This is a genomic window from Leclercia sp. G3L, assembly GCF_021117075.1.
GTDB lineage: Bacteria > Pseudomonadota > Gammaproteobacteria > Enterobacterales > Enterobacteriaceae > Enterobacter > Enterobacter adecarboxylatus_C.
The window spans coordinates 3,452,812-3,465,686 of sequence record NZ_CP088265.1; the positions used below are offsets into that span (position 1 = coordinate 3,452,812).

Here is a 12,875-nt window from a genome sequence, read left to right on the forward strand (position 1 = left end):
GTGATGAATACCTGTTCTGATTTACGGATTGCGTAATGGATATCCCGATTGACCTTAAGCACTTACACACCATTCTTACGTTGCGTAAAACAGGCAATTTAACGCGCGCTGCGGTCGCGTTACAGCTGACGCAGTCGGCGTTATCGCACCAGATCAAGCAGCTGGAAGATCACTATGGCGTCACGCTGTTCATCCGCAAAACCACGCCGGTGCAGTTCACCCATGCCGGCGAGCGTTTGCTACAGCTGGCCGAAACCGTGCTGGGTGCTATCGAAAATGCCGACCGCGACCTCTACAAGTTTGCCTGCGGTAAGCAGGGGGCGCTGCGGGTCACGCTGGAGTGTCACACCTGCTATGGCTGGCTGTTGCCGGTGATGGATGAGTTTCGCAAAAAGTGGGCCGAGGTTGAGATCGATATTCTGCCCGGCTTCCAGCCGGATCCGGTTGGGCTGTTGCTGCAAAACAGAGCGGATGTGGCCATCGTGGATGAAACAGAGCAGACGGCGCTGGTGAGCTACAGCCCGCTGTTCAAATATGAAATGGTGGCAATTTTATCCAACGACCATCCCTTAGCGCAGAAGCCGTGGCTGGAGGCGGAGGATTTCCGCGGCGAAGCGTTAATCACCTATGCGGTGCCCGAGGATCGTATCGATCTGTGTCGGAAGGTACTTAAACCTGCCGGTATTCCGGTACGGCGAAAAACAACCGAACTCACCATGGCGATTGTACAGCAGGTTGCCAGCCAGCGAGGGATCGCCGCGTTACCTGTCTGGGCGGTGTCGGAATATCTGGATAAAAAGTACGTTACGGGAAAATCGATTACCAGAGACAAACTGATGTCGGAAATATGGCTCGCATCGCTGACGGATAACAGGGATAAAGATTACGTGCAGGACTTTATTCATTTTATCAAGCAGCGCTGTATGCGTATGCTGCCGGAAATTCAGATTACGTAATCGAGGATCGTCAATTATCAGGGGGGTATTACATTAAACCCTCCGGGAAACTATTTTTCAAAAGGTAAAAGATGAAAAATATTATTAACACCGAGTCGGCTCCGGCCGCTATTGGGCCTTATTCCCAGGGCGTCGCTTACGGCGATCTGGTATTTACGTCCGGCCAGCTGCCGCTGGATCCTGTCACCATGGCCTTTCCCGAGGGCGGGGTACAATAGCAGACTCGCCAGTCGCTGTTGAACCTGAAAGCGGTTCTGGAAAAGTCAGGCGCGTCGCTGGATAGCGTGCTGAAAACCACCTGTTTTCTCGCCAGAATGGAGGACTTCGCCGCGTTCAATGCGATCTACAGCGAGTTTTTCGGCGCTACCGGCGCACCGGCCCGCTCCTGCATTCAGGCAGGTAAACTGCCGAAAGATGCGCTGGTAGAAATCGAAGCAATCGCCTGGATTAAAAAATAACGCAGACAGGAGGCAGGGTGGATATTCAACGTATCAACATGACACACCATTTCTACTACTGCCTCCTTGTCGCAGTAAAAATATATCGGCAAGAACGTGGGCTTGCGAATAAGGTGGATGAGAATGCGTTTATCTATTGTTGGTTAAATAAAGCCGCTTCAGAAGCCGTTTTTGATTATTCTCTGCAAGCCGAAATAATATGGTTAAAATCGCAGCTGAAAAGCCGGGGCATAACGGCAAATATGTTAGCGATCATCGAACCTGTTTTCGTTAAGCTGGATGCACTATTAAACGAGGTAAGTAAGAAGGCGGTATGAAACCTTTTCGCGCCCGGATCAGAATGCTGTTGCCACCGCCGCTTTTGCTGGTGCTGTTTTTGCTGTTCGACCTGGGGACGAGCGGGCCGAATATGCTCGACTTGCACCGGCTCATGGACAGGCCGGTGCTATCCGCTACTGCGCTGGTCACGGGTGGGCTCAGCCTGTATCTGGTCATCTCGGGCCTGCTGAGGCTGGTTTGCAACCACACGACGATCAATGCGCTGCATCCGGCCCGCACAACCACCTTGATCACCGACGGCTGCTATGCGTTTTCACGTAACCCGGTTTATCTCGGCTTTGTGGGGATCCAGCTCAGCGTTGCCATGCTGTCGGGCAGCACGTTGGGCTTATTGATTTCGCCGCTGCTGATGGTGCTGATAACCCTCCTGCATATTCAGCCTGAAGAGGAAGAGATAGCCCGTCGGTTTGGAGAGCAGTGGAAACGCTACCGCGAGCAGACGCCCCGCTGGCTGACATGGCGCCTGCGGTTTGGGCGCTCCAGATAAGCGGCGTCGCTGCGATCGTTAACGGCATTCAAGATAGATTTTCTTTCAAATCCCGCAATTTCTTATGATTCGCCAACCCTGATGCGTGCTGGCATTCTGTTGCCACACGATAAAAAGCAAATCAGGCGCTGGCGGCTGACGGGCAGGTGTCGCTGATCGTCGCCGATCTGATGACCGAAGCGGGCATGAAGCACGTCACCGGGGTGATTAACGCCGAACATAAGGACATCAGCCTGCTGGTGAATGCGGCCGGGGTCTTCTTCCCGAAACCCTTCACCGAACATGAAACGGCTGACTACGATCTCTATATGAGCCTCAACCGCGCGACCTTCTTTATTACTCGCGATGTGGTGCGCAATATGGTAGACGCAGGGATCAAGGGCGCCATCGTCAACATCGGCTCCATGTGGGCCCAGCAGGCCGTCGGAGCGACGCCATCTTCCGCCTATTCTATGGCGAAAGCGGGCCTGCACGCGTTAACCAAAAATCTGGCCATCGAGCTTGGCGGGAAAGGTATCCGCGTGAATGCCGTCTCTCCGTCGGTGGTGCATACGCCAATCTACGAAGGCTTTATTCCTAAAGACGAGGTAAAAGAGGTGATGAACAGCTTCGACAGCTTCCATCCGATTGGCCGGGTCGGTACACCTGAAGATATCGCGGAAACCGTTGCCTTCCTGCTCTCGGACAAAGCGGGCTGGGTCACCGGCGCCATCTGGGGTATCGATGGTGGGGTGATGGCAGGTCGTAATGCCTGATGATGTCGCCGCACGGGAGGCACCACGTGCGGCGTTCGTGAAATTTTAATCTGATTAATCCAGTTGAGATCGCGCATTACATGACCACAGAGCAGGCTCTTTCTGTCCCTGAGCAGAACAATAACATCATGCGCCTGGCGGCGGCTCAGGCCCTTGCCGGGGCCAACTCCGTGGTGTTCTATGCCACCGGGGCGATTGTTGGTAACGTCCTCGCACCCAGCGCGTCCCTCTCCACGCTGCCGATTACCCTGTTTGTCCTGGGGATGGCGGCCTGCATTTTGCCGTTCGGCGTGCTGGCACGAAAGCACGGGCGAAAAGCGGCATTTATGGTCGGCACCGGAGCAGGGGTGATTACCGGCCTGACAGCCGCGCTGTCGATGGTTATCGGTTCATTTTTGCTGTTTTGTCTCGCCGCGTTTCTTGGCGGAGCCTATGCCGCGGTTGCGCTCAGCTTCCGCTTTGCCGCCACGGACGGCGTCGCGCCTGAGCGGCGAGCCCGGGCGTTGTCGCTGGTGATGGGCGGCGGCGTGCTGGCTGGCGTCATCGGCCCGATGCTGGTGACCAGCACCATGAACCTCTGGCCGCCCTATACCTTTGCCATTACCTTTCTCGGCCAGGCGCTGGTGGCAGTAATGTCTGCCTTCATCCTGAAGGGGGTGATTCCGGCAGAGCCCGCAGCGGCGGCAGCGCCCTCCGCCGGGCGTCCTCTGGGCGAGATCGTGCGTCAACCCGGCTTTTTGAGAACGGTATTCAGCGCCGCTGTCACCTATATGGTGATGAACTTCCTGATGACAGCCGCGCCCTTGTCGATGCACATGCACGGTATTTCTCAGCAGGCATCGAATCTGGGGATCCAGTGGCATGTGATCGCCATGTACGGACCGGGATTTTTTACCGGCAAGCTTATCGACCGTTTCGGCGCCATGCGGGTTGCGGCTGCGGGGCTGGTGATTAGCGCCGGATCGGTTTTCGCTGGGCTTAGTGGCACGGAGATCGTCCATTACTGGCTGTCTCTGATTTTACTGGGGATCGGCTGGAACTTCGGCTTTATTGGCGCGTCGGCGAAAATCATTGAGTATCACCGGCCGGAGGAGAAGACCCGGGTCCAGTCCCTGAATGATTTCGTCGTTTTTGGCGTGATGATCCTGGGGTCGTTTTCGTCAGGGGTACTGCTGAATCTGTACGGCTGGAACGCCGTGTTGTGGGGCTCTCTGGTGCCGTTAGCGCTGGCGCTGCTGGTAATGATGCCGGGACGTCGGGCGTTGACAGGATCGTATTAACCTCTGACCCGGTCCCGGAGGGGGGTTATTTCAGTTCCAGCTCGGTTATTACCCGGGCAATCTCTGCGATATCTTCCGCTGGCAGCGGCTGCAGAGGGCGGGGCAGGCAGTCGGTATCGGTCAGCCCCAGCACGCCTGCGGCGGCGGCAATCACCCGGATGCTTCCGCCATGCTTACGGTAAAGCGCCCACAAGGGCTCCAGGCGGGTGGTCAGGGCCGTGACGCGGGCAGGATCGTTCATCGCCGCGGCCTGGGCGATCTGTTTTGCCGTCTCCGGGAATAAGCCCCCGCGGACGGAATACCACACCTCGCAGCCGGCATTTAATCCCAACCCGGCAAACGCATCCCCGCTGATCCCGATCGTCACGCCGGGGCGAAGACGGTGGCGTAACGCCGCGACGCGATCGACGGCAGCGGCTGGCGTATCCGGGACGCCGGGGATTTTGACCGAACGCACGCCGTTCAGGGACGACAGGCGTCCGTGCAGTTCATCCGTAAAGGTAAAATGGGTGGTGCCAGGATTGTCATAGACGCAGACCGGGACTGAAGCATGTCGGATGACGGTTTCAAAGAGGGCAAACACCTCGTCATCCCTGAGCGGCTGGTAACTGACCGCCGGAAGGAGCAGGGCATCCGCACCCGCCTCCTGCGCGTCTTCTGCCAGACGTAAAACGGTATCAGTGCTGACCGCGCCCACGCAGACCATCATGGGAATATCTCCGGCAAGCTCATTAGCCAGCGTGGCGATACGCTTGCGCTGCTCCCGGGTCAGGAAGGCGTAGCTTCCGGTTGACCCCAGAATGCCCAGTGAATCCACCCGGGCTGCCGTCAGGCGGGCCAGAATGTTACGGAACCCCTCTTCATCCACGCCGCTGGCGGTGACGGGGGTTAACGGGAAAGCACACAAGCCGGTGAACATGCTGTTTCTCCTGAATGATAGAGAGCCGATGAGGTGTTATATTGACCGACTTGTTTCATAATATCGACCGGTAGTAAAAAAAGTCAATCTAATGAATACAGTCCGTAGGCTGGGCAAGCGTAGCCCGGCGACTGCCACACAATGATGAGGTTTTCCAGAACGGTTTGTTGGAACGCGAACTTGCGTTGATGAGTAAGGTTCGGATAGTTTCGTTGAACTTAACTTAAGGAGTTTATGGCAATGGCCTTAATAAGGGCAGCAGCGTTAAAAGACATCCCCTCCCTGCAAACGCTTTTTCTGCAGTTGGGCTACCAGACAGATCCTGAGAACCTGAAACGACACATTAACGACGCGAAGACCGATTACAACGTGTTAGTGGCTGAAGCAGAGCAGGACGTTTGCGGCGTGATTGTGGTGAACTTTATTACCCCTGTGCATGAGAGTGGCCTGTGGGCTTTGATCTCCGCCCTGGTGATCAATGAGTCGGCACGGGGGGCAGGCATTGGTCAGAAACTCCTTTTCGCCGCTGAGCAACACGCCCTTGATAAAGGCTGTACGCAGATTGAGCTTTCAAGCAGTGAAAGCAGAGTCAGGGCGCACAATTTTTATGAAAATAATGGCTATAAGGAGGTCAGAAAGCGCTTCGTCAAGCGCCTCGCCGATCCCTCCCTCTGAAAGATTACGCGCCAAACGCGCCGTCGATGGTGTGCATGGCTCCCGTCACGAATGACGCTTCCGGGCCAGCCAGCCAGGCGACCATGCCCGCCACCTCTTCCGGACGCCCGTGCCGTTTAATGGCCATAAAGCTGTGCATCAGCTCCTTCATCGGACCACTCTCCGGGTTCGCATCGGTGTCGATGGGGCCGGGCTGCACGACGTTGACCGTAATGCCGCGTGGGCCAAAATCCCGTGCCAGGCCGCGCGCCAACCCTTGCAGGGCGGACTTACTGACCGCATAGGCAGCCATCCCCGGAACGGGCATGCGATCGCCATTCACTGAACCAATAACAATAATGCGTCCGCCGTCCGGCATCTGCCGGGCAGCCTCGACCGCAGCATGGTAAGGCGCGTGGATGTTGATACGGAACAGACGATCGACGGCATCGCTGTCCTGCTCCAGCGCATCGCCGAAGAGAGCGATCCCCGCGTTGACGATCAGAATATCCAGCGGCCCACTGTCACGCACCAGCTTTGTTACCGCATCCCGGTCGGCGCTGTCGGCCTGCACCGCAACACTTCCGGTTTCAGCGGAGAGCTGCGCGGCGGCGTCTGGCGAGCCGGCGTAGCTGAAAACCACCGACGCGCCCTCGGAAGCAAAACGCCGGACTATAGCCGCCCCAATACCACGACTCCCGCCCAAAACCAGTACCGATCTCTTTTGTAATGCAGCCATAACACGCTCCTCATGATATTGTAGTGAGCATTACAATATGTGTCGGCCACGCGTGCCGTCAAGGAGTAATGTAGTGGTCACTACAAAAAATAGTCGTACCCCAGGACGTCCCCGCCGGTTCGATCCTGAGCAGGCCGTTGAAACGGCGCAATACCTGTTTCACTCACGGGGTTATGACGCGGTCAGTATTGCGGATCTGACAAAAGCCTTCGGTATCAATCCGCCCAGTTTTTATGCGGCCTTTGGCAGTAAATTCGGGCTGTATACCCGCGTCCTGGCGCGCTATAACCACACCGGCGCGATCCCCTTTACGTCGCTTTTGCGTCACGACCGTCCGGTGGCTGACTGTTTGATGGACGTCCTGAACGAGGCGGCAAGACGCTACGTTGCCGATCCGACGGCTGCCGGGTGCCTGGTTGTGGAAGGCACCCATTGCAACGATCCCGAGGCGCGTGAGGCGGCGTGCGGTTTGCATACGGCTGCTGAAAATAGCATTCGGGACTATATTGCCGCCCGGTACCCGCAGGAGGCCGTCCGGCTGACGGACTTTATCAGTACGCTGATGTCTGGCCTCTCCGCGAAAGCCCGGGCGGGGGATAGCCTGGCGCGTCTGCAGGAAACCGTGCGGCTGGCGGGTCTGGCCATGCAGCAATTACTTCAGCGCTGAGGCCGGATCCTGCCCCCGGCGCCGCAACGGTGACGCCGGGGATGGCGGCTATCGGGACGTTAATAGCGGCGCGTAATCCATATTCTGAAGATCGTCGAGCAGGCCGGGGCCGGTGGGATGCCAGCCCAACTGCTGACGCGTCCAGGCCGATGATGCTCGCAGGTTCGAGGCGGCAAAAATAGCGAGCCAGCCAAAATGCGCCTCAGCCTCTGAGGGCGGGAGCGATATCAGGGGCAGATTGAGCTTACGGGCAACGGTTTCCGCGATCTGCCGTAGGGGCACCCCTTCTTCAGCCACGGCATGGTAGCGCTTACCCTTTTCGCCATGCTCCAGCACCCGATGGTACAGCGCAGCGACATCGCTGACGTGCGCCGCCGACCAGCGGTTATCTCCCTCACCAATGCAGGCAACCACACCTTTCTCAATCGCGTGCTGAATGTACCAGGTGATGAGGCCCTGGCGCCGGGTGTCATGAACCTGCGGCAGCCGCACTACCTGGACATTAACGCCTTCAGCGAGCAGCGCATTGCCCTCAAGTTCGGTTGCTACGCGGGGGTTATGATTCCCGGCTTTAAACTGATTTTCCCGGGCAATGGCCGCGGCGTCGTCATCACCGATGCCCGTTCCGGAGGTGATGATTAATGGACGATCGCTGCCTTGCAGCACTTGTCCCATGGCGCGGATAACCCGCCGGTCCTTCTCGCAGTTCTCGACGAAACGGTGAAAATCATGATCAAAAGCCGTATGGATCACGGCATCAGCGTGCTGCGCTCCCGCCGCTAACGTATCGGGTTCATCCAGCGTACCGCGATGAACGTCGGCACCCGCATGGCTGAGCGCCTGCGCGCTGCTGTCCGTGCGGGCAAGGCCGGTTACCTGATGTCCGGCCGCCAGCAGTTCAGTAAGGATCCGGGCGCCAATAAATCCACTTGCGCCGGTGAGGAAAATTCGCATAACACACCTCCAGATTAGGGTTCCGGAACAGAGTAGCGCTATAGTCAGACGAGAAAAGTAGAGACATTATCAGGGTATAAACCCTAACAGGATGACGACGATGCACACGGCAATGCAGTCACTGGGTGATTTCCTGCGGGCGCGGCGTTTGCGTCTCGATCCCGCCGCGTTTGGCTTTATGGCGGGCAAACGGCGCACGCCCGGCTTGCGCCGTGAAGAGGTTGCTCAGCTCGCCAGTATCAGCCCGGTCTGGTACACCTGGCTTGAGCAGGGGCGTGGCGGTGCCCCGTCGCGGGAAGTGCTTAACCGTATCGCCAGCGGGCTGCGCATGACCTCACCGGAACGCGAGCACCTGTTTATTCTGGCCTTCGGCCATCCACCCGACACGCAGTTCACCATTTCTGCTGATATCACGCCGCGTTTGCAGCGGGTTCTTGATGCCTTTAGCATCCCCGCGATCGTCAAAACCGTTGCATGGGATGTCATTGCCTGGAATCGTGCTGCCGCATGCGTTTTAACCGATTATTCGCGGTTGCCCGCCTCGGAACGTAATGTTCTGCGCCGGCTGTTCACCGATCCGCAAGTACGCCGTGCGCAGGATGACTGGCAGGCGATAGCGCGGCTGGTGGTTAACGCCTTTCGGGCTGACGTGGCGCGAGCGGGAACATCGCCGGAAACCGAAAACCTGATTGCCGAGCTTTCCCGTCAGAGCCCCGAATTCGATGCCTGGTGGTGCAGCAACGATGTCGCCAGCCATGCTGAGGGCGTAAAACGGATTTATCATCCGCAGGCCGGGGCGATAGACCTTGAGTTTTCGACCTTTGCGGTGGAGGGGCGGCCGGATCTGGCGATGCTGGTTTTTAACCCGGCGACAGAGGAGAGCCGACAAAAAATAGCGACCCAGGTCAGACAATCCCTGCTCTGCGACTAGCTGAACTCTGCCAGTCCGTCATTTTTTACCGCCGCGCGATGCTGGGCATATTCAACGGTTATCCGACATACTGATCCTATTCCCGGTCATGTTATTTCAGGAGACCATCATCAGCGGCTACCTCTCTGTGGCAGTAATGCTGACAGCATTGCTGCTCTTCAGCTTTCACGAGCCTGCGCACGCCGCGGACAGGATGGTGGTGGCCGCGGCCTTTTTGCAGGGTTCAACCACCCCCGATCCCGTTGCGCGCGCCCTGCAACGTTTTGCCCAGCTCCAGTCTTATCAGGTGATGGTGCGTTCTGTCTCCGCCCGGGATGAAACCAAAGTCATCCGCTACAGCTACCGTAAACCGGGCTCTGTGCGGATGGATTTTTCTACTCCGCATGCCGGGGCGGTGCTCATCTATAACCCGGACAATGGCAAGGTGAAGCTGTGGCCCTTCGGCGCGGGGACCTTTCCGGTTCTCAACCTGTCCCCCACGGATTCATTGATAACGGATGAAAATGGTCATCGGGTGGATCGGTCCGACATTGGCGTGTTGCTGAATAATATTCGTCGTCTGCAACAGGGCGGCACAAACACCCTCGTCGGTGAAGAGGACCTCGCCGGGAAACCGACGTTGCATCTGTCGGTGGTCGGCCCCGAAGGTAAGGCTGTCGATGCGGTTCATCGCTATGAGGTCTGGTTTGATAAACAATCCGGATTGCCTGCCAAGGTGGTCAGCTACGGGCTGGGGGGCAAATTACTGGAAACCGTGCTGATGGAGGCCATGGAGATCGACGTGCGTTTCCCTCCTGATTTTTTCACCCCCTGACGGGAGCAGAGCGCTATGGCTGACTATCGGTTTTCCACCGTCTGGCGGGTTGAGGCTTCGGTCCAGGAGGTCTGGGAGATCCTGTCTCATCCGGATTTATGGCCCGAATGGTGGGGAAGTCTGGTGCAGGTTATCGAAATAAAGAAAGGTGATGTCCGGGGGATCGGGGCCCTGCATCGCTATACCTGGAAGGGCGCGCTCCCGTATCGCATCACCTTTGATATTCATGTATTAACGATTCAGCCGTTATGCCTGCTGGAAGGGGAAGCCAGCGGCGAGGTGGAAGGGCGTGGCCTGTGGTCTTTGACCGAGCGGGGGCGGGAGACGATCGTCCGGTATGACTGGGATATCCGCACCAACGCTCGCTGGATGAACGTGCTTGCCCCGCTGGCAGGGCCCGTTTTTCGCTGGAACCACGACAGGGTGATGCGCGACGGCGCAAAAGGGTTAGCCCGGAGATTAGGCGCGCGGGTCGAGGTATATGCCGGTTAAAAAGCCCGCGTTTCATTATATGAAAATCTTTAAGAACAAGTGCTGGGAACGGGACGCGGATGTTGCAATGGATAAAAATAAATAAAGGCGCCTTCCTGTTAACGGAAAGGCGCCTGCGTAAGCCTGACCAGCCGGTGTGGTATTTACCTGAACCGGCGTATCAGCGTGAAAGCCCGAAACCTAACGCATACAGCGGAGCGTGCAGATCGCCCGGTACGGAAGGATCCTGTTTGAGCACGGCCTCCATAGACGAAGGCAGCGCAAAGGGCAGGCGGCCTGAATAAGGGGCATCCGATGTCAGGCGTGAAAACAGCACCTCGTCACTCAGGCCAAAGTTAGCAATAAACGCCTGCGTTTTATCGGTGACGTCTGTCAGTACCGCCGGTCTTTCCATATACATTGTCATCACGACCGGCACCTTGCGGGCGACAGCGTTCAGGGTTTTCATGACCTCACTGTCGGCCTTATATTCCAGGGAGCCTTCATGATGGCGGCGACCGAAAAAGTAATTGTAATGGGGTTGTTCAAAAGGTGCGGATGTGCGCATTACCGCGATCTGCGCCTCTTCCGGGCGATCGACCACAATCAAACCGGCATTCTTTGCCGCAGTCGCTTCGGCGCCATAAAGCCAGACGCGGGTTCCCGGTTTGAGGGGCAGGACATTCTTGTTCTGTAACAGAACCAGAGAGTGCCTCTGCGCCTCGTTAGCTTCTTTCTGCGTCTCCTCGCGGCCCACAATATCGTCAGCCTTTGCAGCATCGACGTAAGGCTGCTCGAACAGGCCAAGTTCAAATTTTTGCCTCAGGATGCGCTTAGCGGACTGGTTGATGCGACTTTCACTGACCAGGCCTTTTTCGACGGCCCCGGTGATGATGTCTGAATCCGTGACGCCGCCGAACTGATCGATCCCCGCGTGGATTGCCATAACGAACCGCTGCTCTTTGGTTAAGGACTCCACACCCCAGGGCATGCCGCCTGTGACCGGCTTTTTGTCCTCGGGAGCGCCATTGACACATTCGTCATCGCAATCGTTGGTGATTAACCAGTCGCTGATAATCACGCCGTTAAATTTGTACTCGCCCCGCAGTAAATCGGTTAACAGAAAATGGCTGTAGCCTGCGGCTACCGGCTCCGGGGATTTACCGTTCAGGTTGACGCCTTTTAACACCGAATACGTGGGCATCACCGCTGCGACCCGGGATTCGAAAGCGCCTTTAAAAGGCACGATATGATCTTCGAGATTATTGGTTTTGAAAACGACGTTCTTGCCATAGGCGTTATGACCATCCCAGCCGTTCTCGGCGGCACCGTAACCCACCCAGTGTTTAACCACGGCCGCTACGCCGTGCGGATTGAGCCCCTGGCTGCCGTTCTGCATGCCGGTGATATAACCCCGGACCAGTTTCCTTGCCAGCTCAGGATCTTCGCCAAACGTTCCGCTGATGCGCGCCCAGCGCGGTTCGCTGGCGATATCAGCCTGAGGAGAGAGGGCCTCGGTGATCCCCACGGCGCGGTACTCCTGGCCAATTCTGCTGGCAAACTGTCTGGCAAGGCTTTCGCTTCCGGCGGCACCAATCCCGATGGGTTCCGGCCACTGGCTGAATTTACCTGCCGGATTGCTGATACCGGCCAGCGCCTGGTAAGAATTTCGTGGATCGGTACTGACCGTCACCGGAATACCCAGCCGGCCACTCTCTGCAATTTCCTGTAAATGGTTGTTCTGTTCGGCAAGACGACGCGGGTTTTTGCCGCCAAGCCGCGTCAGGATGCTGTTGATATGCGCATCAACGATCATTTTCCGGGCAGCGTTCAAATCGTAGACATCACCATTGCCGAAGTTATTTTCGCTTACGGGCCCTGTGCCATGCATCATCAGACCGGCTTTTTCCTGCAGCGTCATTCGCCGGGTTAAATCTTCTGCCCGCTGCGCGGGAGTTAAACGCCAGTCTTCATACGGGTTAAGCTTTCCGTCGCGATTCAGATCTTTAAACTGATAGCCATCCTGTGTTAGCTGGGGAGCCGTTATATGTCCGAGGTCAGGCTGAGGCATATTTTGGGCGTTTGCCGTTAATGTCGCCGATGCGCACAATATTGCCAGCAATTTATATTTAAAAAGCATGTTGTTGTTTTGCATATATCTTCTTGATCCCTGCATTTTGCCTGTAAGTAAATGAATGATAACGAATGAAAACACCGTTGATGCCCGGATGGTAAAGGGATTCTGCATTTATTTCGATGGGTGAAACAATTCTCCGATCGTGGGTTTGTGACTATGATCTCTGTTTGTTGGGCTACGTTAAGAATATTGTCCCGATATTAACGGCATTTGGCCCAATTGCTTTCTGAGATATTTTATTGATTGTCTTTATTGTGTTGTGGTTATTATTTTTGAGGTGAGTTATTTAAATAAAAATAATCTGCGTAACAGGG

13 protein-coding genes and 2 pseudogenes are annotated in these 12,875 nt (G+C 56.6%); 11 read left to right on the forward strand and 4 right to left on the reverse strand.

Going from position 1 to position 12,875, the window contains the following annotated elements; all coding sequences use genetic code 11:
* Positions 1 to 35: 35 nt before the first annotated feature.
* The 6 genes and pseudogenes from LRS40_RS17965 (at position 36) to LRS40_RS17990 (ending at position 4,275) form a co-directional block, all read left to right on the forward strand.
* Positions 36 to 956, forward strand: coding sequence for a LysR family transcriptional regulator (locus LRS40_RS17965; protein ID WP_231312244.1), 921 nt, complete (start codon positions 36 to 38; stop codon positions 954 to 956).
* A 71-nt stretch (positions 957 to 1,027) separates the two neighbouring features.
* A pseudogene (locus LRS40_RS17970) lies at positions 1,028 to 1,414 on the forward strand (RidA family protein).
* A gap of 17 nt (positions 1,415 to 1,431) precedes the next feature.
* On the forward strand, positions 1,432 to 1,731 hold the full coding sequence (locus LRS40_RS17975; RefSeq protein ID WP_156263896.1) for a hypothetical protein: 300 nt from the start codon (positions 1,432 to 1,434) through the stop codon (positions 1,729 to 1,731).
* On the forward strand, positions 1,728 to 2,240 hold the full coding sequence (locus tag LRS40_RS17980) for an isoprenylcysteine carboxylmethyltransferase family protein (RefSeq protein WP_231312245.1): 513 nt from the start codon (positions 1,728 to 1,730) through the stop codon (positions 2,238 to 2,240). Before LRS40_RS17975 ends, LRS40_RS17980 begins: the two co-directional genes overlap by 4 nt.
* Before the next feature lie 113 nt (positions 2,241 to 2,353).
* Positions 2,354 to 2,995: pseudogene (locus tag LRS40_RS17985) on the forward strand (SDR family NAD(P)-dependent oxidoreductase); the annotation flags it as partial.
* Between the two features lie 80 nt (positions 2,996 to 3,075).
* Positions 3,076 to 4,275 carry an MFS transporter gene (locus tag LRS40_RS17990; protein WP_231312246.1) on the forward strand — a complete coding sequence of 400 codons (1,200 nt, stop codon included), beginning with the start codon at positions 3,076 to 3,078 and terminating at the stop codon, positions 4,273 to 4,275.
* Positions 4,276 to 4,300: 25 nt separating this feature from the next.
* Here LRS40_RS17990 and LRS40_RS17995 read toward each other — a convergent pair whose 3' ends face one another.
* A complete protein-coding gene (locus LRS40_RS17995; RefSeq protein ID WP_231312247.1) occupies positions 4,301 to 5,194 on the reverse strand; it encodes a dihydrodipicolinate synthase family protein in 894 nt (297 codons plus the stop codon).
* A gap of 240 nt (positions 5,195 to 5,434) precedes the next feature.
* Between LRS40_RS17995 and LRS40_RS18000 the strand changes: the two genes are divergently transcribed.
* Complete coding sequence (locus tag LRS40_RS18000) at positions 5,435 to 5,869, forward strand: GNAT family N-acetyltransferase (protein WP_231313908.1); 435 nt, start codon at positions 5,435 to 5,437, stop codon at positions 5,867 to 5,869.
* 4 nt (positions 5,870 to 5,873) lie between these two features.
* Here the strand turns inward: LRS40_RS18000 and bdcA are convergent, their stop codons facing one another.
* Complete coding sequence (gene bdcA, locus LRS40_RS18005) at positions 5,874 to 6,587, reverse strand: SDR family oxidoreductase (RefSeq protein WP_156263892.1); 714 nt, start codon at positions 6,585 to 6,587, stop codon at positions 5,874 to 5,876.
* 73 nt (positions 6,588 to 6,660) lie between these two features.
* On the opposite strand from bdcA, the gene LRS40_RS18010 reads away from it, so the two are divergent.
* Positions 6,661 to 7,254: a TetR/AcrR family transcriptional regulator gene (locus tag LRS40_RS18010; protein WP_231312248.1), complete on the forward strand. Its 594-nt coding sequence runs from the start codon at positions 6,661 to 6,663 to the stop codon at positions 7,252 to 7,254.
* 48 nt (positions 7,255 to 7,302) lie between these two features.
* On the opposite strand, the gene LRS40_RS18015 is transcribed toward LRS40_RS18010, so the two are convergent.
* Complete coding sequence (locus LRS40_RS18015; RefSeq protein ID WP_231312249.1) at positions 7,303 to 8,208, reverse strand: SDR family oxidoreductase; 906 nt, start codon at positions 8,206 to 8,208, stop codon at positions 7,303 to 7,305.
* A 100-nt stretch (positions 8,209 to 8,308) separates the two neighbouring features.
* Between LRS40_RS18015 and LRS40_RS18020 the strand changes: the two genes are divergently transcribed.
* The 3 genes from LRS40_RS18020 to LRS40_RS18030 all read left to right on the forward strand — a co-directional run bounded on the left by LRS40_RS18020 (position 8,309) and on the right by LRS40_RS18030 (position 10,445).
* On the forward strand, positions 8,309 to 9,139 hold the full coding sequence (locus LRS40_RS18020; RefSeq protein ID WP_231312250.1) for a helix-turn-helix transcriptional regulator: 831 nt from the start codon (positions 8,309 to 8,311) through the stop codon (positions 9,137 to 9,139).
* A gap of 88 nt (positions 9,140 to 9,227) precedes the next feature.
* Positions 9,228 to 9,953: a DUF1571 domain-containing protein gene (locus tag LRS40_RS18025; RefSeq protein ID WP_231312251.1), complete on the forward strand. Its 726-nt coding sequence runs from the start codon at positions 9,228 to 9,230 to the stop codon at positions 9,951 to 9,953.
* 15 nt (positions 9,954 to 9,968) lie between these two features.
* Entirely contained in the window at positions 9,969 to 10,445 is a 477-nt protein-coding gene (locus LRS40_RS18030) for an SRPBCC family protein (RefSeq protein ID WP_231312252.1), read from the forward strand.
* Between the two features lie 160 nt (positions 10,446 to 10,605).
* Here the strand turns inward: LRS40_RS18030 and LRS40_RS18035 are convergent, their stop codons facing one another.
* Positions 10,606 to 12,495: a glycoside hydrolase family 3 protein gene (locus LRS40_RS18035; protein ID WP_231312253.1), complete on the reverse strand. Its 1,890-nt coding sequence runs from the start codon at positions 12,493 to 12,495 to the stop codon at positions 10,606 to 10,608.
* Positions 12,496 to 12,875 lie beyond the last annotated feature (380 nt).

What these genes read in the sequence shown, in the direction of transcription:
- LRS40_RS17965 (WP_231312244.1), top strand. Translation starts at nt 36, where the DNA reads ATGGATATCCCGATTGACCTTAAGCACTTACACACCATTCTTACGTTG.
- LRS40_RS17980 (WP_231312245.1), top strand. Translation starts at nt 1,728, where the DNA reads ATGAAACCTTTTCGCGCCCGGATCAGAATGCTGTTGCCACCGCCGCTT.
- LRS40_RS17990 (WP_231312246.1), top strand. Translation starts at nt 3,076, where the DNA reads ATGACCACAGAGCAGGCTCTTTCTGTCCCTGAGCAGAACAATAACATC.
- LRS40_RS17995 (WP_231312247.1), bottom strand. Translation starts at nt 5,194, where the DNA reads ATGTTCACCGGCTTGTGTGCTTTCCCGTTAACCCCCGTCACCGCCAGC.
- LRS40_RS18000 (WP_231313908.1), top strand. Translation starts at nt 5,435, where the DNA reads ATGGCCTTAATAAGGGCAGCAGCGTTAAAAGACATCCCCTCCCTGCAA.
- bdcA (WP_156263892.1), bottom strand. Translation starts at nt 6,587, where the DNA reads ATGGCTGCATTACAAAAGAGATCGGTACTGGTTTTGGGCGGGAGTCGT.
- LRS40_RS18015 (WP_231312249.1), bottom strand. Translation starts at nt 8,208, where the DNA reads ATGCGAATTTTCCTCACCGGCGCAAGTGGATTTATTGGCGCCCGGATC.
- LRS40_RS18020 (WP_231312250.1), top strand. Translation starts at nt 8,309, where the DNA reads ATGCACACGGCAATGCAGTCACTGGGTGATTTCCTGCGGGCGCGGCGT.
- LRS40_RS18025 (WP_231312251.1), top strand. Translation starts at nt 9,228, where the DNA reads ATGTTATTTCAGGAGACCATCATCAGCGGCTACCTCTCTGTGGCAGTA.
- LRS40_RS18030 (WP_231312252.1), top strand. Translation starts at nt 9,969, where the DNA reads ATGGCTGACTATCGGTTTTCCACCGTCTGGCGGGTTGAGGCTTCGGTC.
- LRS40_RS18035 (WP_231312253.1), bottom strand. Translation starts at nt 12,495, where the DNA reads ATGCCTCAGCCTGACCTCGGACATATAACGGCTCCCCAGCTAACACAG.